The organism is Flavobacterium sp. 2 (genome assembly GCF_049949195.1).
GTDB lineage: Bacteria > Bacteroidota > Bacteroidia > Flavobacteriales > Flavobacteriaceae > Flavobacterium.
The window spans coordinates 4,519,114-4,542,116 of the sequence record NZ_CP188206.1; the positions used below are offsets into that span (position 1 = coordinate 4,519,114).

Sequence of the window (23,003 nt, forward strand, 5' to 3'; positions counted from 1 at the left end):
TATTGGTTGTTGTAGATATTTATAAAAGAATTTGATTAACTTGTTAATAAAAAAAAGCGACTGTTCAGGAAAACAATCGCTTTTGGGTATAATTACTTAAAATATCAAAAAAAGTAATTATTTTTTAGAGAATTTAATCTCAATATTTTTAAAATTTGACTTTTTTCAGTTCCCACAAAGTCTTGATAAAAGTATCAACATCTTGAGTGGTATTGTAAAATGCTAATGAAGGACGAACTGTAGTTTCAACTCCCATTCGTCGCAAAATTGGCTGAGCACAATGATGTCCGGTTCTTACTGCAACACCTTCTTTGTTTAGTGCCTGACCAACTTGATCATTTGTATATCCTTGTAAATTGAAAGACAATACACTCGCTTTGTCTTTTGCAGTACCGATTAAACGTACTCCTGGAATTTCTTTAAGAAGCCTTGTTGCATATTCTAATAAATAGTGCTCATATTGGCCAATTTGTTCAATTCCGAGTTTGGTTACATAATCTATTGCTGCTCCAAGACCAATTGCATCGGCGATATTTCCGGTTCCGGCTTCAAAACGATTGGGTGCTTTGTGGTATTTTATTTCCTCAAATGTCACATCCTGAATCATGTTTCCGCCAGATTGATACGGCTGCATTTCGTTCAATAAATCTTCTTTTCCGTATAAAGCGCCAATTCCTGTTGGGCCAAAAAGTTTATGTCCGGAAAAAACCAACCAATCCGGATTTAAATCCTGGACATCCACTTTCATGTGCGAAACAGACTGAGCGCCGTCAATCAAGACTTTTGCTCCGGCTGCATGCGCCATTTCTGTTATTTTTTTGGCTGGAGTTACGGTTCCCAATGCATTTGAAACTTGTGTAAAAGCTACTAAACGTGTTTTTGAATTCAGCAGTTTTGCATATTCGTCGAGTAAAATCTGACCATCATCATCAACTGGAATTACACGAAGTTTTAAACCTTTTTTATCGGCCAATCTTTTCCACGGAACGATATTAGCATGATGCTCCAGATTACTTACAATAATCTCATCTCCGGAATTTAAATTTTGATCGCCCCAAGTTGAAGCTACTAAATTTATTCCTTCGGTAGCACCTCGAACAAATACAATTTCGTTTACCGAAGATGCATTTAAAAACGTTTTTACTTTTTCGCGAGCAGCTTCATAAGCGTCAGATGCACGCGCTGCTAATTCATGTGCTGCGCGGTGAATGTTCGAATTTTCATGCTCGTAGAAATATGCAATTCGATCAATAACTGATTTTGGTTTTTGAGTTGTTGCTGCATTATCAAACCATATTAAAGGTTTTCCGTTTACAGTTTCACTCAAAATTGGAAAATCCTTTTTGATCAATTCGGCATTAAAAGCTGAACTTGTACTTCCGCGTAGTGGATTTGTTCCGAAAGAACTTCCAACAATAGCATTTGTACTTTTCTGATCAAAAGCAAACGGATTCTGATCTAAAAAATAATACGAGTTTTGAAGATCACTTCCGCTTGACGGAAAATCATTTCGCTTTCTAAAAAAAGTATCAACAGTTTCTAAAGCTATTTTCAGCTCATTTTCAAAAGATGAATTTTCGCTTTGAAAAGGCAAATATTGATCATTTAAAAACAGCGATGAAAAAATTGATTCCTCATTAAGTTGTGGCGTATTATTAGTTTTTAAATTGATATCATTAAAACCAGTCTGCGGATTATTAATATTTAGTCCGTTATCTTCAGGAATTCCAGAAGAAGGGATGCCATATTTAGGATCGAAACCTGCACCAGCGTTTGGGTACAAAGCCGAAGCGCTCGAACTTTGAGAAGCACTTGCTGGTGAACCTCCAAAACCGCTGAACGAAGGCGGAACCAGATTAACATTTAACGGACTTTGCACAGGAAACGGCGTTAAAATATTGGCGCCACCAGCATGCAAAAGTGTTTCTGCAATTTTTGTTGCTCGAGGATGTTCCGCTTTATCTGGACTAAGCGAAATTTCTTTTGGAAATTCATTTGGCAGCGCACTGAACAGCTCGTTGGCTAAATTTTGCAGTTCGTCAATGTTTGGCAAACCATTTATGTTAGTATTTGTACTCATGATACTTTCCTATTTCGACATCTTCTAAAACAGCAATGGCATCATCAACCAAAATAGCTAAAGAACAATAAAGCGAAACTAAGTAAGAAGCAATCGCTTTTTCATTAATTCCCATAAAACGAACTGATAATCCAGGAGATTGTTCGCCTTGTAATCCCGGCTGAATCAATCCGATAACTCCTTGACGGCTTTCACCAGTACGTAATAAAATGATTTTTGATTTTCCTTTTACAATCGGCAATTTATCAGATGGAATAAGCGGAATTCCTCTCCAAGTTAAAAATTGAGACCCAAATAAAGATATTGTTGGTGGCGGAACACCTCTGCGTGTACATTCACGTCCAAAAGCGGCAATTGCCAGCGGATGAAGTAAAAAGAAACCTGGCTCTTTCCAAACTTTAGTAAGCAATTCATCTAAATCATCAGGCGTCGGCGCTCCGGTGCGTGTTTTTATAATTTGCGAAGGCGCTACATTGCTTAATAATCCGTAATCTTTATTGTTGATTAACTCGCTTTCCTGACGCTCTTTAATGGTTTCTATTGCCAGTCGAAGTTGCTCTGTGATTTGATTATACGGTTTGCTGTATAAGTCAGAAACACGCGTATGAACTTCTACAATAGTCTGAACGGCAGCAAGATTATATTCTCTTGGATTTTCAACATAATCAACAAAAGTGTTTGGTAAAACTCTTTCGTCGCGTGCAGAACAATCGACTTCAATGTGGTTTGCATTTTTAACTTTGTTCAAACGAAATACTCCTGATTCTACTGGTGTCCAATGTAAAAGATGTGTCAGCCAGCGTGGAGAAGTTGTTCCAATTTGGGGTACGGTACGTGTTGCAATTGCGAGCTGTCTTGCTGCAACATCGCCTAATGCGGTCTGTTGTTGTTTTGATTCTGCCATTTTTCTGGTATTTTAATAGGTTTGTAAATTATTTTTTGCTTGCTTAAAGTTATTCATAATTTTAATCAAATAACTCATCTACAGATAAATATCTTTCTCCAGTGTCATAATTAAAAGTCAGGATTACAGCATCTTCGGGAATATCTTTGAGTTTTCTCGATAGTGCTGCAAGTGCAGCTCCGGTCGATATTCCGGCAAAAATTCCTTCTTCTTTTGCTATTCTTTTGGTAAAATTGTACGATTCGTTTTTATCAACAGTTAAAATATGATCTACATATTCGCGATTAAAAACTTCCGGAATAAAACCCGCTCCAATTCCCTGAAATGGATGTGGAGACGGCAATCCACCACTCAAAACGGGCGACAAGGCCGGCTCGACAGCATAAGTTTGAAGATTCGGGAAATGCTGTTTTAATATTTTTGAAACTCCTGTAATGTGACCTCCGGTTCCAACTCCGGTTATTAAATAATCGATTCCATCTGGAAAATCGGCTACAATTTCTAGAGCAGTTGTTTTTTCGTGAATTTCAACATTTGCTTTGTTGGTAAATTGCGAAGGAAGAAAAGAGTTTTTAATCGTCGAAGCCAGTTCTTTTGCTCTTTCAACTGCTCCTGATGTTCCTTTTTCTCTTGGTGTCAAAACATATTCGGCGCCATAGGCATTTAAAATTCTCCTGCGTTCAATACTCATCGATTCGGGCATTACCACAATAACTTTATACCCTTTTACCGCAGCAACCAATGAAAGTCCAATTCCAGTATTTCCTGAAGTTGGTTCAATAATTACGGTATCCTGATTTATAAGACCTTTTCGTTCAGCATCTTCAATCATTGCGAGAGCGATTCGGTCTTTAATACTGGAACCTGGATTTGATTTTTCCAATTTAATCCACACCTCATGTGATTTAAAAAGTTTGTTTAATCGAATGTGAGGAGTGTTTCCTATGGTTTCTAAAATGTTTTGATATTTCATTGGTTTTGATATTTTTAAATAGAATAAAAAATGGGTGCTGGAAAAGGATTATTGTCTCTGATTTTAATTTCGTTTTTATGATACACAACAGAATTGGAAGGGATTGTATAAGTCAGCCAGACGTTTCCGCCAATTATGGAATCTTTCCCAACTGTAGTTTGACCGCCAAGGATTGTGCTATTGGCATATATAATGACATTATCCTCAATTGTTGGATGTCTTTTTATAAAGGCTTCGTCTTTTTTTACACTCAAAGCTCCAAGTGTAACGCCTTGATAAATTTGTACATTATCACCAATAATTGTTGTTTCTCCAATCACGATTCCTGTTCCGTGATCGATAGCGAAATCTTTTCCAATTTGTGCGCCGGGATGAATTTCAATACTCGTTTTGATATGCGCATATTCTGAAATTGTTCGGGCTAATAATTTTAAATCCTGCTCCCAAAGCTGATGAGAAAATCGATAAACGGCAATAGCGAAAAAACCAGGATACGAGTATAACACTTCTTCCAGAGATTTGGCCGCAGGATCTTTTGTAAATATGGTTACAGCGTCGTTTAATGCTTTTTTGTGCAATTTCGGAATCGCTTCAAAAAAGTTTTTGGTCTGCTGTTTTTGGTCGCTTTTTGGTGAAAAATCCAAAACCAATTCATCAAACTGTTTTTCCAGCTGATTGAATTTGTATTTGATTGTTGCCTCAGATTCTAATGATTTTGAGGTATTCGAAAATAATATCACAAACAAATCATCTATAAACTGATGGATTAATTTTTTCTCAGGCAGAATAACTAAGTCATGATGCTGTTTTGCTATTTCTTGATAAAATGAACTCATAACGATTATTTTATGGTTAGAAAAAGATTTTTATTTCTTCAGCAATGCACCGCCCGGCATTACCTCTGGTTTTAGTTTGAATTTACTGTATTCTACAACGCCAGTGCGATCTGCCCATTCAAAATAAGATGCCGAAAGTTTATTGACAATTCCCGGATTTTGCTGTGCTACATTGGTAGTTTCGCCACGGTCTGTTTCCAAATTATAAAGTTCCCATTCGTAAGAAGGATAAATCGAAACCAATTTCCATTTTCCTTCACGAACTGCTCGGTTTCCAGCTCTTTCCCAGAAAAGAGGTTCGCCTCGGTTAACTTCTGAAACATTGTCAAATAAAACAGGAAGCAAACTTTTTCCCGGAAGCGGATTCGTATTTACGTTATTATAATTTTTAGGATATTCAATTCCAGCCAATTCGTAGAAAGTAGGAGCGAGGTCAATAATATGCCCGGTTCCTTTATCAATTCTTCCGGCTTTTATTTTTGATGGAAACCAAGCAATAAACGGGGAACTGAAACCGCCTTCGTGCATATTATTTTTATATTGCTGAAGTGGCGTATTTGATAAATAAGCCCAGTTTTGTTCTTGATAATCAAATGATCCTGAAGTTCCAACTGGTCCGTCATTTCGAACTAAACCTCTTCCTAACGGATTGTAAGTATTAAATCCGCCTTGAGCGCCATTGTCTGAAATGAAAATAATCAGTGTGTTTTTATCCTTTTTTAAAGCTTTTAGTTTATCCAAAACTTTCCCCACATTCTGATCCATATTGTCGACCATTGCCGCATAAACTTCCATTTTGGCTTTCCAGAATTGTTTTTCGTCATAAGTCAGTTTACTCCACTCTGGAACTTCAGGATCTCTTGGCGAAATAGTCTGGTTGGCTGGCAAAATACCGCTAGCTTTTAATTTCTCAATTCTTTTTTCTCTCAAAACATCCCAGCCTTCGTCAAACTTTCCTCTGTATTTGGCAATGTCAACAGGTTTTGCCTGCAACGGCCAATGAGGTGCGGTAAAAGCTAAATACAAGAAAAAAGGTTTGTTTTCTTTATTTTGTTCCTCTAAAAATGTCACGGCATTATTTCCAATTTCATCTGTGAAATAATATGAATCATCTTTTGGATGCAGTTCTTCGTTATTACGAATCAGTTTTACCGGATATGGTGTTTTTCCGAAAGGCAAAGGCTTTGTATCAAAATAGTTTGAAGCGCCTTTTAAAATGCCATAAAATTTATCAAAACCTCTTTGGTTGGGCCATTGCGCTTGATCTTCAGAACCAACATGCCATTTTCCAGATAAAATGGTACTATATCCGCCAGAACGGAAAACTTCTCCTAAAGTCAAAGATTCCTTGTTTAAATATCCTTGATAAGCTGGCAATCCCAAATTAACATCAAAAAAGCCAACGCCCGCTTTGTGCTGATATTGGCCAGTTAGGAGGGAAGCTCTTGTTGGCGCGCAAATAGAGTTATTGTAGAATTCACGTAAACGCAAACCTTCATTTGCCAATTTATCCAGATTTGGGGTTTTAATTTCTGAACCATAATTTCCTAAATCAGAATATCCCATATCATCTACCATAATCAGAATGATATTTGGTTTTCCTGTATTCTGAGCGTTTATTGTAGTAAAACTGGTAGCTCCGGTTATTAGGGCAGAAAATAATATCGAGGTAATTTTAGTATTCATTTTAAAATGCTTTTTGTTTGTTGTTTTTTGTTTTGAAATGATAAATGTTCTTTAATTGGTTTGTTTCTGTTGCCGCAGAAATGACTCTTTATAAAGGTATAACATTATGGCACAGCTTCGTTTGAGACGAACTGCATGATATATTGTGAATTAAATTTGAGTAAAAGTGGGGTTTGTTTCGATTTTAAATTAAGCAAATCATGACAAACAAATGTGAGAATTAACAACAGCTACACATATAACAAAAAGTGTTATAGGTGAAATTTTTAGGAAGAATGAAAGACGTTCTGTGTGCTATTGTTTTCAAAATGTAAGTTTTAAATATTAAACTCTACTAATTCTATAGACAAAGTTATGTTTAATATTGTAAAAACCAAATTAATCTTGATTTTTTTTTGAAAAAAGAAGTGATGGAGAAGGGGTTAAGGAATGTTTTGAAATATAATTTATTGATTTTTAAGCAATTGTAATGATGTCTGGGAAGGTATTAAAGATGTAGTTTGTCATTTCGAGGAACGAGAAATCGCACAAGTTTATCCACAAAGATTGTCGAATTTCTTTGTAGAATTCCTAGTGCGATTTCTCGTTCCTCGAAATGACAAACAGAATGGATAATTGATGATTTAAAAAACTTTGCGTTTTTGCGATTTTGCGAGAGAATTTCGCAGTGTTATAGAATTATAAAACTTATTTTCCAAACAACAAAAAAGCAATAATCAGCGTAACAATCACATTGAAAAATTGTGCAATTAAAAAAGCATACAATGGTTTGCGACTATTATTAGCAAGTAAATCTTTAAAATTAGTTTCTAAACCAATACTTGTAAAAGCTAAGGCAAACCAAATGCCCTGCAAATTTTTCAAACTGTCTTTTACCGAATCTCGAACTTCTGAAGTAATAAAAAAAGAAAATAGGAGAGAAGCCAGAATAAAACCAATTACGAATTTTGGAAAACGTTCCCAAATAACTTTCAAAGTAGGTTTTGATTCCACAACTTCAGCCGATTTATTATGTGTGTAAGTCCAATAAACGGATATTGCAAAAGCGGCTAATCCTAATAATACATTCTGCGAAAATTTTACAATTGTGCTGATTTTTAAAGCTGTTTCGCCAACCAAAGTTCCAGAAGCCACAACAGCTCCAGAAGTATCAATACTTCCGCCAAGCCATGCGCCGGTAACTTCTTCAGGGAAATTAAAATATTTTGCAATTATGGGCATGAAAATCATCATTGGAATGGCAGTTACCAAAACAATTGAAATTACATAAGACAATTTTTTAGAATCGCCTTTAATAGCGCCAGAAGTTGCTATCGCTGCAGAAACGCCACAGATTGAAACCGCACTCGAAATCATCATCGTTAATTCATCGTCAACTTTTAATTTTCGGCAAAGCCAAAAGGCGAAATACCAGACAGACAAAACAACAACCAAAGCCTGAATTAAGCCTAATGAACCTGCCTTTAAAATATCAGAAAAAATCACACTGGTTCCCAATAAAACCAATCCGATTTTGACGAAAACTTCTGTAGAAAGTGCTGAACGAAACCATTCTGGAAGTTTGATGAAATTTCCAATCAATAAACCAATTATCAAACTGAAAATCACGGCTTCTAAATTGAGTGCTTTTATTTCCGTATTTCCTGCAATAATTAATGCTAAAACCGTTAAAAAATAAACGATTGGAAAAACAATTAAAGAATATTTAATCGATTTCCCGATTAAAAAAGCGCCCAGAGTTCCAATTACAATTAGATATAAAAATTGCAATCCGAGGATTTTTAAATTTTCAAAATTAAAAACATCTGCGAGTAAATCTGTACCGTTTGACCACTTGAAAACCGGAACTTCAGGAAGAAATATAAAAAGGGAAATTCCGATAATTATGAAGCCTAGAATTACTACGGTCCAGTCTTCGTGAATGTTGAATTGTTTAGTTTGAGATGACATTAATTGAGTTTTAGATTAAACCCGACAGTCCCGAAGCCTCGGGATAAAACCTGTCGGGTTTGTATATTGTTTAATTACAAATCCACAAAGTATTTTTGTTTTCCAAAATCGAATTCATAATAAGTCAAATTAGGCCAAAGTGGCTTAATTAATCCTTTTTCCCAATTTTGCAAAGCAGTTTGCAGTTCTTTTACTTTTTCAGGATTTTTTGCAGCCAAATCTGTGGTTTCAGATTTGTCTTTTGCTAAATCATAAAGCCAGGTTTCATGTGTCTTGCCGCTTACGATTAATTTCCAGTTACCGCTTCTAATTGCTTTTGCATCGCCAGAACGCCAGTACAAATCTTTATGCGCTTCTTTATTGTTATTAACAACATCGATCAAATCAACGCCATCATAAACGCGGTCTTTTGGTAAGCCGGAACCAGTAATAGAAGAAATCGTGCTGAAAATATCCAAAGTACTAACAGGTGTTTTATAAATAGTATGCGGTTTGATTTTCCCCTTCCACGAAAGTGCAAACGGAACATTTATCCCGCCTTCAAAATGCGAAAATTTACCGCCTTTTAATGGTGCATTTGTTGTTGCAAAAGTATAATCGGCGCCACCGTTGTCGCTGGCAAAAATGATTAACGTATTATCTTCTAAACCTTCTTTTTTCACTTTGGCTCTGATTCTTCCAATTGCATCGTCTAAAGCGCTGATCATCGCATAATACACGCGTTTGTTTTTGTCTTTTACATTCGGGAAGCGATCGTAATATTTTTTACGAACCTGGAATGGCGTGTGCGGTGCATTGAACGGAACATAAAGTAAAAAAGGTTTGTTTTTATTTTTATCGATAAAAGCTTCCGCTTCATCAGCAAATGTTTCGGTTAAATACGCTTTGTTATGAATAATGGTTGTATCGCGGCGAATTTGTCCAATTCCGACACGGCCATTTCCCCAAATCATTTTATCGGTAAAATCTTTATGATGATGATTGATAATATCTGGGTTATCATCTTCGGGAGTGTAAAGTGAAAATGCCTGATAAAAACCATAATGATAATCGAAACCTCTGTCTAAAGGAAAAAAACCTTTGTTGTGCCCCAAATGCCATTTCCCGATAATTGCTGTGCTGTAACCTTCTTTTTTAGCCAAATCGGCAAAAGTAATTTCAGATTGTGGTAAACCTTGTGTGGCTATAGACGCTTCATTTGGGTAATTAATTTTTGCATTTAATCGCCAATTATTGGTATTGATTAAATATTTGAAAGCATAATATTCCAAGTTATTTTTTGGATAACGATCACCCGGTTGATATTCATGTCCAAAACGTTCTTGATAACGTCCTGTAAGTAATCCCGCGCGTGATGGCGAACAAATAGAAGCCGATACATAACCATCTGTAAAAGTAACTCCCGACGCTGCCAAAGAATCAATCTGTGGGGTTGGAGCTGCTTTTCCTCCGTATAACGAAATATCATATTTGCCTAAATCATCAGCAAGGAGAATGATGATATTTGGCTTTTTTTGAGAAGTTGAGGTATCTTTTTGTGCTAAAAATGCAGCTTTTCCTTTGGCTAATTTTTCATCGGGTTTTATTAAAGTTCCGTCTGTGTTTATTGGCCAGAATAAAAATGCTGCTATAAGAAACAGAATAATTAAAATGGGTATAACAATCTTTTTTATTTTTTTATAGTTTGGCATATTTTGTTTTTTGGTTAGTTTTTTTGAATGGAATAAAAGTGTCTACAAGAGCTTTGTGTTTTATGCGCATTTTTGTCATTTCGACGAAGGAGAAATCTTCGCAAGAAGCTCTACAAAGATTGGATATTCGTTGCGGAGTTACTCGTGAAGATTTCTCCTTCGTCGAAATGACAATATTGTGGTTATCCAAGTCTAAATAAAGGTCAAAAAGTTATTTCGATGCCAAAGCCACATCAACCTCATTTTTCAAATTTTCGAAACCTTCTTTTTTAAGAATGATTTTTCCGTTTTGATAAAGAATTAAGGTCGGGAAAACTTTTATGGTTTTCAAATCGGCGATGACTTGTGTGTTGTCTTCCAGATCAATTTCAACAACTTTCAGATTACTTCCGTATTGTGCTTTTATAGTTTCTAAAACAGGTTTTACTTTTTTGCAGGCACCGCAGTAAACGGAACCAATATCAACTAAAACCGTTTTATTATCAGCAATAATTTTGTTGTATTCTGTCAAGGTCAATTTGCTTTTTGAATTAGCAAAAAATGGTTTTCCGCTTCCAATCCAGTTGGCAATACCACCTTCCAGACTGTAGGCTTCTTTAAAGCCTTTTTTTAGTAAATCGTCTGCCAGCCAAACGCTTCTTCCTGCGCCGATAGAATAAGTGAAAACGGGTCTTGATTTATCTAATTTAGCAATTTTTTCGGCATAATCTTTTGATTCTAAATTGAAATTTACAGCACCTAGAATATGATTTAAAGCAAATTCTTCAGCTCCTCTCGCATCAATTATCTGCGGATTTTTTTCTGCTTGAATTTTGTTGTAAAAAACATCTAATGAAACTGTGTTTGAGCTTTTAGTTTGTGAAAAACCAACGATTGTAAAAAGCAGTATAAATGTTGAAATGCTGTTTTTGAATATTTTATTTTTCATGATTTTTAGTTTAAGGAGTTACAATATTCCAATACGGATTTGCCGGTTCAAAAACACTTGCCAATTCTCTGAATTTAAACGGATCACCTTCAAAAATTACACCTTCAGAAGTTAAAATTGTTCTGGCACTTTCCGGATTGGTCAACAATTCTACAAATTTGGCTTTTGAAATCGCTAAAGTAAATTCGGCTTTATCATCAACGCGTGTTTGGCTTTGATGCAAAACGCCATTTTTGAGATAAACCAGAATGTTTTTATTCAGTTCAGGGAAAACAAAACGCAACGAAATTTCTTTTCCGGCTGCTTTATTTCCGTCAACCGTAACCGATAAATAATCGAAAATAGCTTCAGGAGTTAAATTGGCTAAAAATTCGGCAGCGCGATTCACAGGATTTTTGGGAACAATTACGCCTTCGCGGAGTTCTTTTGCGCCAGACAAATACAAATCTCTCCAAATTCCCGATTCACTTTGATAAGCAATTTGCTCAAAAGTATCGGCTTGTAAATTTTTTGCAGCAGCATTATCAGGATTAGCAAAAATAACGTGTTTTAAAACTTCGGCAACCCAGCGGTATTCGCCTTTTTGAAAGCTTTCATTGGCTTTTTTCAATGCCGTTTCTTCACCGCCAAACCACTCTACATATTTTTTAGCTGCTTCAACTTGAGGAAGTTTATCGTATTCAGCAGGATTTCCGTCCCACCAGCCCAGATAAAATTGATAAGTTGCTTTTGCATTGTGTTTTACTGTTCCGTAAAAATCTCGGTTGTACCATTCTTTTGCTAGTTCAGCTGGAAGTTTTATTTCTTCGGCAATCTCATCTTTGTTTAAACCTTTATTGGCCAAATGAACCGTTTGATCGTGAACGTATTTGTATAAATCTCTTTGTTTTTCCAGGAAAGTAATTCCTTTATCATGTCCGTAAACCGGCCAGGTGTGCGACGGAACAATAATCTCAGTTTTTGCTCCAAATAAATCGATAGCTTCGTCAAGATATCCCGCCCAAGCTTTTGCATCACGTGTTTTTGCACCGCGAGGCGTCAACACATTATGATAGGTATGACTTGCGATTTCGGCAGAGAAAAATACTTTTTTAGAAGGAGCAAAGAGAGTTAATTCGGCTGGAGCTTCAGAATTCGGCGTAAGCTGAAAAATCAAATCCAAACCATCAATAGTAACGGTTTGCCCGGTTTTTTCAATTTCGAAATTGGGCTGTAAAAGTGAAGAACTTCCTCCGCCAAGAAAAGGTTTTCCTAGACCAACATCAACTTGTCCGGTCGCATTTCTTTCCAAACTTAATCCGAATTGATATCCGGCTCTTCGTCGCATTACATTTCCGAGAAGGACATTTTCACTTACGGCTTCTTCATAGAAACCTTTCGGCGTAATGAATTTTACTTTTCCGGATTTTATATCTTCGGCCGAAACCAAACCTTGCAGTCCGCCATAATGATCGCCGTGACTGTGTGTAACAATTACGGCCAAAATAGGTTTGTCTGCAACGTGTTTTTTGACAAATTCATACGCTTTCGCGGAAGCTTCTTCAATCGTTAAAGCATCAATGACAACATAACCATTTTTAGTTTCTATGAAAGAAATATTGGCAGCGTCGAAAGAACGTACCTGATAAACGCCATCGGTAATTTTGAATAATCCGTTGATGTTGTTCAATTGCGCCTGACGCCATAAAGCCGGATTTACCGTTGCGGGAGCTTTTCCTTTTATGAAATCAAAATCGGTTAGATTTACGGCTACATTTCCGCTTTTCGACAGAATTTTCCCGTCTGGTAAAGTGGCGATGAAACCTTTTTTTGCATCAGTAAAATCGGCAGTATCATCAAAATTTAATTTTGAATATACTGCCTCATTTGCCTTTTGGGTAAAAGTTGATGGCTGCTTTGGCGCCTGAGCAGTTGCTGTAATGGCGAAACCAAAAAGCAGAGCACTTATTTTATTTTTCTTCATAATTAATTTAAAAGATTACGCCTGCTCTAAAACTGGAGTTTGTTCAGCAGTTTCTACTACCGATTTTGCTTTTAATGGAAGTGATAATACTCCATCAGCAAGCGGACTTCCTTCTTTTTTAGATTTGAAAATTGGCCATAAAAATTGTGCGTACCATTCTTCTTGTTTGTATGATTTTGTTCCGTATGATTCTGGGAATTTACGAGTGATTAATCCCGTTCCGAAGATGACATCCCAAATGAAAAACATGTTTCCGAAATTTCCTTTAAAGTGTCCAACGCCATCTCCGCTAGTATCTGCGTGGTGCGCGTGATGCGTTGCTGGAGTCGAAATCAATCTTTCTAAAACCCAAGCAATTGGATGTAAAACTCTGTATTTGTAAAATGGTTTATCCCAAGCGATACTTGAATGTGCGCCCAAAGTGATGAAACTTTTGATCACCAAAACAAATAAAGCTGGTAATCCTAAACCTAAATAGGTTAGTGTTGCAGTCAAATAAATTTGAGAAAAGAAAATCGTGTAAATAAAGTTTTGTCTAGAAGCCATTGCCATTCCCATGTACGGAGCAGAGTGATGTGTTCTATGAAAACGCCATAAAAACGGAACTTGATGATGCAATCTATGGTACCAATATTGCGTCAAATCGTCGGCAATTGCGATCAGGAAAAAGCCTCCCCAGAAAGGAACCCAAGAAAGTGTGTTAGCTAAATCCGGAATTAGATATGGTAAAGCTGTCAAACTAAAAAATGCAATCACTGGAGGCAAAAGCAATTTTGGCGCTAAGAAACAAATAATATCAACTTTACGTTCTTGGCCTGTCCATTCGTCATCGTATAAACCTGCAGTAAATTCGATTACGCCTAAAACCAGCATAAAAACGGTTAATCCCCAAGTACGAATATGCTCAAAAGCGGGTTTCGAAAATTCTAAAAAAGCAGGTAATGAAATGTGCGATTCGCTTACCAAATTGTTACTTAATTTAAAGTAAAGGAAAATTGCCACTACAGGCAAAGAATATATAAAAAGACTTATTAGTAAATCTCGTGTCAGTTTTTCTCTTTGTACTATTGCCATGATTTCTTATTTTAAAAATTGATTAATTAATGCTAAACCTCCCGCCAATATGACTAGCGGAACTAAAAAAACAATCGCGCCCACGATGATTTTTTTTCCTATAATTTCATAGTCTACTCGTTTCATGATTTCTTATTTTTTATTGTGTGTTGTTGAAAATCAAAAAGTTATAAAGTGTAAATTTAAATTAAAAACTTTTAATTCTATAGAATTAGTAGTGTTTAAATTGTTCTTTTTTTGTAATTTATTGTGATTTTAGTGAATTCTAAATTAAAATGTATTTCTATTTCTTATAATGAAACCTACAAGGTTTTAGAAACCTTGCAGGTTTTGAAAATCACGATCTTAATGGCTACCCCCAGCAGTTGTTGTGCCTTCTCCTGGTTTTGTAACTTGTTTAAGTAAATCTTGAAGACTTTTGCCTTTATCGGGTCCAGTATTATGTATTTTTCTTGTGATTACATCCTGCCAATCAATCAACGGATAAACGTTGTTTTCTTTAGCTTGCTCGTCGAACAGTTTTTTAAGCTCAGCTAATTTTTCTGGATATTTTGTGGCTAGATTGTTTCGCTCGTTAAAGTCTTCGTTTAGGTTGTATAATTCCCAAACATCAGCATCAAAATTGCTTGGTGCAGGTGCCTGAGTACCGGCAGTTTTTGCAGCAGTAAACGGATTTGCATGCGCCGCGCCGGCTTTCCAACCATCTTTATAAATAGCTCTGTTTCCAAAAATGTAATAGTATTGTACTTTGTGTAAAGACTCCGCTTTAGCGTTATCCAAAGATGCATATAAAGAGGAACCCTGAATAATATCCTGTTTAATACCTTTGATAGATTCCGGTGCTTTAACTCCTACAATGTCTAAAGTTGTTGGAAGTAAATCGGTTACGTGGCTGTACTGATTTCTGATGCCGCCTTTGTCTTTAATTCCGTTTGGATAAAAAACAATCAGTGGATTATGAGTTCCTCCTTCAGACTGTGCATCTTGTTTCCAGTTTTTGAACGGAACATTTGTTGCCTGAGCCCATCCTAAAGGATAATTTGTGTTTAAACCTTTTGCTGTACCAATTTCGTCGATATTCGCTAAGTTTGTTTTTAAATTTTGTTCGTCAGTTACGCCTTGAGCAAATAAACTTTGGTTGATTGTACCTTCAGTTGTTCCTTCTTTACTGGCTCCGTTATCGCCAATTGCTACGAAAATTAGAGTGTTGTCAAGCTGATTTGTTTCTTTCAAATAATTCACAACTCTTCCCACTTCATAATCTGTATACGTTAGGAATCCAGCGTAAACTTCCATAAATCTAGCGTAAACTTTTTTCTGATCTGGAGATAATTTTTTCCAATCTGTGATTAAAGGATTGCGTTCTGGCAATACTGCATTAGCCGGAATTACGCCCAATTTCTTTTGGTTTGCAATCACTTCTTCGCGGTAAGCATCCCAGCCTTTATCAAATTTTCCTCTGTAAGGATCGCTCCATTTTGTAGCAACTTGATGAGGTGCGTGTGCTGCGCCCGGTGCATAATACAAGAAGAAAGGTTTTCCTGGCGCTGCTTTTTGTTGTTTCTGAATATAGCTGATTGCTTTATCCGTAATTAATTCATTTAAGTGACGTCCGTCTGGAGTAACGTGAACTTGATCTTCAACAAGATCAGGATTATACTGATCGGTTTGAGAACCTAAGAATCCGTAGAAATGATCGAAACCTTTTCCGGTTGGCCACCTGTCAAACGGTCCTGCATCTGTAGCATCTTCATCTGGCGTTACACCATATTTTCCGACAGCAAAAGTGTTGTAACCGTTTTCACGTAAAATCTCTGCAATTGTTCCTTTATCAGAAGGAATTCTTCCGTCCCAGCCTGGGAAACCTGCTGATAAAATCGTGTGCGAAAAGCCACTAACATGCACTCTTCCAGAATTTCTTCCTGTCAATAAAGCTGCACGAGTTGGCGCACAAATTGCTGTTGTATGAAAGTTAGTATAACGTAAACCATTATTCGCTAACTGATCAAAAGTTGGCGTACTAATCAAACCTCCAAAAGCACTTGAAGCTCCAAATCCTACGTCATCTAATAAAATCCAAATAACGTTTGGTGCGCCTTTAGGAGCTTTTACTGGCTCTGGCCAATATTCTTTAGAATCGGCTAAAGTTTTTCCGATAACACCTTTAAATTCTTCTGGTTTATCTTGCGCAGTTCCTAATTGTGCAACTAGGAGCGCTGTAATCAAAAGTCCTTTTTTAGGACTTTTGATTAAACTGTTGTATTTAAAATTTTTCATAGTTTTTATTTTTTACTTGTTTGTTTTGGTCAATAGTTCTTGGGCCGATTTTCCTTCTGTTCCTGGCGTTTTGTGGATTTTTCTCTGATAAACATCCGACCAGTCTATTAAAGGATATAAGTTGTTTTTCTTGGCTTGCTCGTCAAATAGTTTTTTTAATTCGGCCAGTTTCTCTGGATACTTTTTAGCCAAATCTTTTTGCTCATTAAAATCTTCGTTGATGTTGTACAATTCCCAAACATCTTTGTCAAAATCAGCTTTTAATAAACCTGCTTTTTTTGGATCGCTTAAAGCTTCTTTAGCTTCAATTGAATTTGGATGATGCGCGGCCGCCGCTTTCCAACCATCGCTGTAAATCGCTCTGGCTCCAAAAATGTAATAATGCTGTACTTTATGATTTGAAATTGCTTTTGCGTCATTCAAAGAATTGTAGAAAGAATATCCCTGAATAGTATCTTGCTTAATTTCTCTGATAGATTCTGGTGCTTTAACACCTAAAATATCCAGTGTTGTTGGCAAAATATCAATTACGTGGCTGTATTGTGTTCTGATTCCTGGCGTTTTAATTCCCTTTGGATAATAAACAATTAGGGGATTATGAGTACCGCCTTCAGAGTTAGCATCTTGTTTCCAGTCTTTAAAAGGAACATTTGTTGCCTGTGCCCAGCCTAAAGGATAATTAGTATAGGTTTCTGGTGTTCCAATTTCGCCAATTCGCTTTAAATTATTTTGAAAAACCGTTTCGTCTGTTTCGCCAACAACATACGTTTGTCTGTTGACAGCACCTTGTAAAGTCCCTTCTTTACTTGCTCCATTATCGCCAATCATAACAAAAACAACTGTATTTTCCAATTGATTGATTTCTTTTAAATAATTAACCAATCTTCCAATTTCATAATCCGTGTAGGTAAGATATCCAGCATAGACTTCCATGAATTTTGAATATACTTTCTTTTGATCCGGAGTTAATTTTTTCCAATCTGCGATAAGCGGATTACGTTCCGGCAAAACAGCATTCGAAGGAATAACTCCTAATTTTTTCTGATTAGCGATGGTTTTTTCGCGGTATGCATCCCAGCCATCGTCAAATTTTCCTTTGTATGGATCGCTCCATTTTTGAGCAACCTGATGAGGTGCATGAACTGCGGCTGGAGAATAATATAAAAAGAACGGTTTTCCTGGAGCGGCTTTTTGCTGTCTGGCAATATAGCTGATTGCTTTATCAGTAATTTGTTCGCTCAGGTGACGTCCGTCAGGAGTAACGTGCGCTTGATCTTCGATTAAATCGGGTTTATATTGATCGGTTGCTGAGCCTAAGAATCCGAAGAAATGTTCAAATCCTTTTCCGGTTGGCCAGCGATCAAAAGGTCCGGCATCTGTAGCGTCTTCGTCTGGAGTAATTCCATATTTACCAACGCCAAAAGTGTTGTATCCTTTATCACGTAAAATCTCGGCAACAGTTCCATTTTTTGAAGGCAATCTTCCGTCCCAGCCAGGAAATCCTGCAGACATAATCGTGTGCGAAAATCCGCCAACATGAACTTTATGAGAATTGCTTCCCGTTAATAAAGCCGAACGGGTAGGAGCACAAATCGCGGTTGTATGAAAATTGGTATATCGTAATCCGTTATTGGCAAGACTCTCTAAAACAGGAGTTTCTATCAAACCTCCAAAAGCACTTGAAGCTCCATATCCTACGTCATCCAAAATAATCCAAACGACATTTGGAGCGCCTTTTGGAGCCGTAAAAGGTTCTGGCCAATATTCTTTAGAATCGGCTAAGGTTTTTCCGATTACACCTTTAAATTCTTCTGGTTTAGTTTGTGCAAAACCAAATTGTGCAAGTAAAACTGCAGTAATCAAAAGCCCTTTTTTAGGACTTTTGATTGAAATGCTATTTTTATAATCTTTCATAATTTATGGTTTAATAGTGGTTGATTGGTTAATATCCAGGATTCTGAGGTAAACCTACAGGGTCGATATTTCTTTCACTTTGTGGAATCGGATACAAATTATTTCTTTCAGAAACTGAGTTTTTAGCTGTTACTTTTTTAATTTCAGTAACCAAAGTTCCCCAACGCACTAAGTCAAACCATCTTTGTCCTTCCTGAACAAATTCTTTTTTGCGCTCTTCCTGAATGGCAGCTCTAAAAGTGGTTTGTGTTAGGCCAACTAAATCTACCGTTGCATCTGGCGTTGTGATTGGTTTTGCAAAAGCTCTTCTGCGTACTTGGTTGATCAATTCATAAGCTTCAGCAGTTGGTCCGCCTTGTTCATTTATGGCTTCCGCCAAAGACAATAAAATGTCAGCATAGCGAATAACTGGAAAGTTGATTGCTACGTTCGCCGGCGTTGCCAGATTTGTTAGGTCTAAATATTTTTTGAAAATTGGTTTTGGAAAAGTATAAAGCGTTCCAGTTGCTGGATTTGGTAATTGTTTCGCATAACTTACATCTCTTCTTACATCTCCTGGCGCATAAATATCATAAAACAATGCTACATCTGAAATGATATCTGCTGGCTCTGTAGCAGTAAATCCTGTAAATGATGTTGCTTGAAAAGTACTTCCGCTTGAACCATTTCCAGCTTGATTTGGCTCAAATTGTACAGAGAAAATATGCTCTTTTCCGTTCTTTTTTGTTTTAGTAAAAATGTCCTGAAAAGTTTCGAACAAAGCATAACCGTAACCGCCGTTAATAACTTCTTTTGCTTTAGTAATTGCGTTAGGCCAGTCTTTTCTTGTCAGGTATACTTTTGTCAAAATGGCTTTTGCAGCACCAGATGTTGCACGTCCGGCATCAGTTGCAGGATATGTTGAAGGAAGGCTTTCAGCCGCTTTTAAATCTGAAATAATCTGTGCGTAAACTTCGTCAACCGTTGCTCTTTTTGATTTTAAGCTTTCTAACTGAATAGAAGTTGGCTCGTGCAAAACAATTGGAACGCCTCCCCAAAGACGAACTGCCTGAAAGTACAGCAATCCGCGGATAAATTTTGCTTCCAAAATCAATCTGCTTTTTACAGCTTCGGTTCCGGCAACTTTCGGAATATTATCAATAGAAACATTCGCTCTGTTGATTCCAGCATAAATTTGTCTCCAAGCCACTTGAACACGATCTGAAGTCGCATCATGCGTTAAACTGCTTAATGCTCTAACTTGTGGATTTGTTGCTGAAACCCCAGCTGCAGCATAATCTGAAGCCATATCAGTTAAGAAATAAAGATTTCTTCCAAATAAACTCTGCTCTCCGGGATCTAAGCTTAACGAAGCATAAACAGCCGTTACGCTTGCTACAGCATCATCCTGGGTTTTAAAGTAATTATCTTCGGTTACAAAAGAGGTTGGTGTTACCTCTAACTCTGTGCACGATACAAATAAACCGGCACTTAATAGGAATGTTATAATAATCTTTTTCATTTTATATTTTTTTACTTAGAAAGTTACGTTCAAGCCCGAGATGAATGTTTTTGAGTTTGGATAAGATCCAAAATCGATTCCCGGATATAAGTTGTTTTGTTCGTATGAACTTACCTCTGGATCATAACCAGTGTATTTTGTCCATGTAATTAAGTTTTCTGCAGAAACATAGAATTTCACGCTTTTTGCTCCTATTTTTTTAGAAGTACTTTTTGGTAATGTGTAACCTAATGTGATTAATTTTAATCTCAAGAAAGAAGCATCTTCAACATATCGTTCTGAAACTATTCCTAAAGGTGAACTTGTAGCTCTTGGAATTTCATTGCTTGGGTTTGTTGGCGTCCAACGATCGTCTAACGTCACGTTAGCATTTGTTCCAAGTGTAGAAATCTCTAATTGCTGATTCAAAGCATTGAATATTTTTCCGCCATATGCACCTTGGAAAGAGAAATTCAAATCAAAATCATGATACGAAATGGTGTTGCCGAAACTTCCAACAAATTTTGGCTGAGAAGTGCCTAAGTTTCCTTTGTCAAGAGCAGTAATTACACCATCTCCGTTTGTGTCAACATATCTTCTGTCTCCCACTTTTGTGTTGGCCAAACTGTTGATTTTTGGCTGTGTATTTACTTCTTCCTGAGTTTGGAAAATTCCGTTTGTTCTGTATCCCCAGAAAGTTCCTAGTGGTAATCCAACTTTTACAGTTACAGGCTGTTGTTGTAATAATGATCCGTTTGGAACAACAGGAAAGAATTGATCTACACCATTTCCTATCGCTGTTACTTTATTTTTGTTAGTTGAGAAAACAATGTTAGAATTCCATGAGAAATTTTCTGTTTTAATGTTTTCAGTAGTCAAACCAATTTCAAGACCTTTGTTTTCAACACCTCCGATATTTTGCAGAACAGTTGCATATCCTGAAGTCAACGGCACTGGAACATTGATTAACAAATCTTTTGTTTTTTTGTAATAAACATCAAAAACAAAATTTATTTTTCTGTCCAATAATGATAAGTCTAAACCAACGTTATATTGATTTGTTTTTTCCCATTTCAAATCAGGATTTGCCAATCGGGTAGGAGCAAGTCCGGTATAAGTTGTACCTCCAAAAGAATAATTTACAGAACCCATTGAAGCAAGTGAAAGGTAATTCCCGATTTCCTGGTTTCCTGTTGTACCAGCGGTAAGTCTAAGTTTAGCTTCGGTTACACCTTTAATGTTGTTGGCAAATTCTTCATCAGTAATATTCCATGAAAAACCTGCAGATGGGAAATATCCCCAAAGCGATTCTGATCCAAATCTTGAAGAACCATCCGCACGGCCAGAAACCGTAAAGTTGTATTTTCCTTTATAAGAATAATTTACTCTCGCCAACCAAGATTTTAAAACACTTTCGAAAGCATCGCTATAAGGTTTTACCGGCACACCATCTTGTAGCGCATTATAAGTATTCGCGTCATTTACAAATGTCTGCGCTCCTGCATTTACAACCTCACCTTTTGTATATTGAAGTGTATAACCTCCTAAAGCTGAGAATTTATGGCTTTCGCCAAAAGTAGTATTGTAATTAATTGTATTTTCATTTAAAACGGAACTTACTCGACGTGTACCTACAGAAGCTAAACCTTTAACTCCTGCTCCGGTTGTAGTAGTTGCAGGTGCATAATAATTTTGTTTCGTATCAATTACGTCACCGCTTACTGCAACTTTTGCAACAACTTCTTTGGTAATTTTATATTCACCAAATAAGCTGGTTAAGATTCTGTTGATTTTAGTTTCATTTGTAGTGTTTTCCAAATCATTGATAGGGTTTGGAATGATACCGTTAGTTGCCGTAGCGTAAGGATTATTAGTTAAATTAAAACTTCCGTCTGGATTTCTGATAGGTACTACAGGCGGCTGATACAAAGCAACCACTAATGGATTTGGCTGTCTTCCGGCAGAAGAACCTCCATTAGTACCAACTCCATTTGAATCTGAATTTGTATAATTGGCATTTACGCCAAATTTGAAATTTTGAGAATAATTTCTTTCGTAATTAGCACGAAGCGAAATACGTTTGAAATCAGTTGCAATTACAATTCCATCTTGGTCAAAGTAACCTGCTGAAATTGTATATCTCGAACGATCATCGCCTCCCGAAAAAGTCAATTGATGATTTTGTATTGGAGCCGCAGTTCTAAAAACAGCATCTTGCCAATCATAACTTCCAGAAGTTTTAAAAGCTTCAATTTGGGCAGGAGTAAAAGATGGTGCCTGACCAATACTTGCCTGAACGTCGTTACGTAAACTTGCCCATTGGCTGGCATCCATCAAATGCAGTTTTTTAGATACATTCTGAAACCCGAAATATCCTTGGTAGGAAATATTATCCTGTCCTTTTGTTCCTTTTTTTGTTGTAATAATAACAACTCCATTTGCTCCTCTAGATCCATAAATGGCAGTTGCTGAAGCATCTTTCAAAACTTCAATAGACTCGATATCCGCTGGGTTAATTGTCGAAAGCACGTTTACCGAAGCTCCTGCATATGCTACACCAGCTGTACCATTATTATTGTCATTGTAAATTAAAACGCCATCTAATACATAAAGCGGTTCATTACCTGCTGTAATAGAGTTTCCCCCACGAATACGCACGCTTGATGAAGCTCCCGGACGTCCTGAACTTTGTGTAACTACAACACCAGGAACTGCACCACGAAGGAGATTATCTGCAGATGAAGTTACTTGAGATAAATTTGCTTTTGGAACTGAAGCAACTGAACCTGTAATGTCTTTTCTCTTTTGAGATCCGTATCCAACAACCACCAATTCGTCTAATTCCTGACGCTCTTCTTTTAAATGAATGGTTACTGGATTTTTATCAACTACGATTTCAAGTTTTTTGTATCCTATATAACTTACGATTAATGTATAAGGTAATTTTTGACCAGTTTGAAAATAAAATTTTCCTTCAACATCTGTTACAACACCGTGTGTAGTTCCTTTAATAGTTACCGAAGCGCCAATAATGGGCTGATTTGTAATGTCATCCACAACAGTTCCATCAAGTTTTGACTGGATAAGCGGGGTCGTATTTTGGGCATTAAGTCCTACCGTCAGAAGCAAGAGAAATAATATTGAGTATATCTTTAAATATTTTTTCATTTCTTTGTAATGGTTTAAGTAATTAACAAGGCGCCCTGAGCGTTGAATTTTCAACCCTCTAATTGTTTCCTTGATTTAG

The 23,003-nt window shown here is 36.7% G+C and carries 14 protein-coding genes; all 14 read right to left on the reverse strand.

Annotated features, from left to right (window positions below):
* Positions 1-148: 148 nt before the first annotated feature.
* Positions 149-2,080, reverse strand: coding sequence for a family 2A encapsulin nanocompartment cargo protein cysteine desulfurase (locus ACNFIH_RS19720; RefSeq protein WP_426484447.1), 1,932 nt, complete (start codon positions 2,078-2,080; stop codon positions 149-151).
* Positions 2,064-2,984, reverse strand: coding sequence for a family 2A encapsulin nanocompartment shell protein (locus ACNFIH_RS19725; RefSeq protein WP_035647078.1), 921 nt, complete (start codon positions 2,982-2,984; stop codon positions 2,064-2,066). Before ACNFIH_RS19725 ends, ACNFIH_RS19720 begins: the two co-directional genes overlap by 17 nt.
* Positions 2,985-3,045: 61 nt before the next feature.
* On the reverse strand, positions 3,046-3,957 hold the full coding sequence (gene cysK / locus ACNFIH_RS19730) for a cysteine synthase A (protein ID WP_426484448.1): 912 nt from the start codon (positions 3,955-3,957) through the stop codon (positions 3,046-3,048).
* A gap of 14 nt (positions 3,958-3,971) precedes the next feature.
* The gene (gene epsC / locus ACNFIH_RS19735; protein ID WP_142450897.1) at positions 3,972-4,793 is read right to left on the reverse strand and encodes a serine O-acetyltransferase EpsC; all 822 of its coding nucleotides are present in this window, start codon (positions 4,791-4,793) and stop codon (positions 3,972-3,974) included.
* A gap of 30 nt (positions 4,794-4,823) precedes the next feature.
* Positions 4,824-6,479, reverse strand: coding sequence for an arylsulfatase (locus ACNFIH_RS19740; protein WP_426484449.1), 1,656 nt, complete (start codon positions 6,477-6,479; stop codon positions 4,824-4,826).
* A gap of 687 nt (positions 6,480-7,166) precedes the next feature.
* On the reverse strand, positions 7,167-8,429 hold the full coding sequence (locus tag ACNFIH_RS19745) for a YeiH family protein (RefSeq protein ID WP_426484450.1): 1,263 nt from the start codon (positions 8,427-8,429) through the stop codon (positions 7,167-7,169).
* 74 nt (positions 8,430-8,503) lie between these two features.
* A complete protein-coding gene (locus ACNFIH_RS19750; protein ID WP_426484451.1) occupies positions 8,504-10,120 on the reverse strand; it encodes a sulfatase-like hydrolase/transferase in 1,617 nt (538 codons plus the stop codon).
* Between the two features lie 211 nt (positions 10,121-10,331).
* Positions 10,332-11,048 (reverse strand): thioredoxin domain-containing protein, encoded by a 717-nt coding sequence (locus tag ACNFIH_RS19755; RefSeq protein ID WP_426484452.1) that lies wholly within the window; start codon positions 11,046-11,048, stop codon positions 10,332-10,334.
* A 10-nt stretch (positions 11,049-11,058) separates the two neighbouring features.
* Complete coding sequence (locus ACNFIH_RS19760) at positions 11,059-13,011, reverse strand: alkyl/aryl-sulfatase (protein ID WP_426484453.1); 1,953 nt, start codon at positions 13,009-13,011, stop codon at positions 11,059-11,061.
* A gap of 15 nt (positions 13,012-13,026) precedes the next feature.
* Positions 13,027-14,085: a sterol desaturase family protein gene (locus ACNFIH_RS19765; protein ID WP_426484454.1), complete on the reverse strand. Its 1,059-nt coding sequence runs from the start codon at positions 14,083-14,085 to the stop codon at positions 13,027-13,029.
* A gap of 345 nt (positions 14,086-14,430) precedes the next feature.
* Positions 14,431-16,362, reverse strand: coding sequence for an arylsulfatase (locus ACNFIH_RS19770; protein WP_426484455.1), 1,932 nt, complete (start codon positions 16,360-16,362; stop codon positions 14,431-14,433).
* A 12-nt stretch (positions 16,363-16,374) separates the two neighbouring features.
* The gene (locus ACNFIH_RS19775) at positions 16,375-18,276 is read right to left on the reverse strand and encodes an arylsulfatase (protein WP_426484456.1); all 1,902 of its coding nucleotides are present in this window, start codon (positions 18,274-18,276) and stop codon (positions 16,375-16,377) included.
* A 28-nt stretch (positions 18,277-18,304) separates the two neighbouring features.
* Entirely contained in the window at positions 18,305-19,777 is a 1,473-nt protein-coding gene (locus tag ACNFIH_RS19780; RefSeq protein WP_426484457.1) for a RagB/SusD family nutrient uptake outer membrane protein, read from the reverse strand.
* 15 nt (positions 19,778-19,792) lie between these two features.
* Complete coding sequence (locus ACNFIH_RS19785) at positions 19,793-22,924, reverse strand: SusC/RagA family TonB-linked outer membrane protein (RefSeq protein WP_426484458.1); 3,132 nt, start codon at positions 22,922-22,924, stop codon at positions 19,793-19,795.
* Positions 22,925-23,003 lie beyond the last annotated feature (79 nt).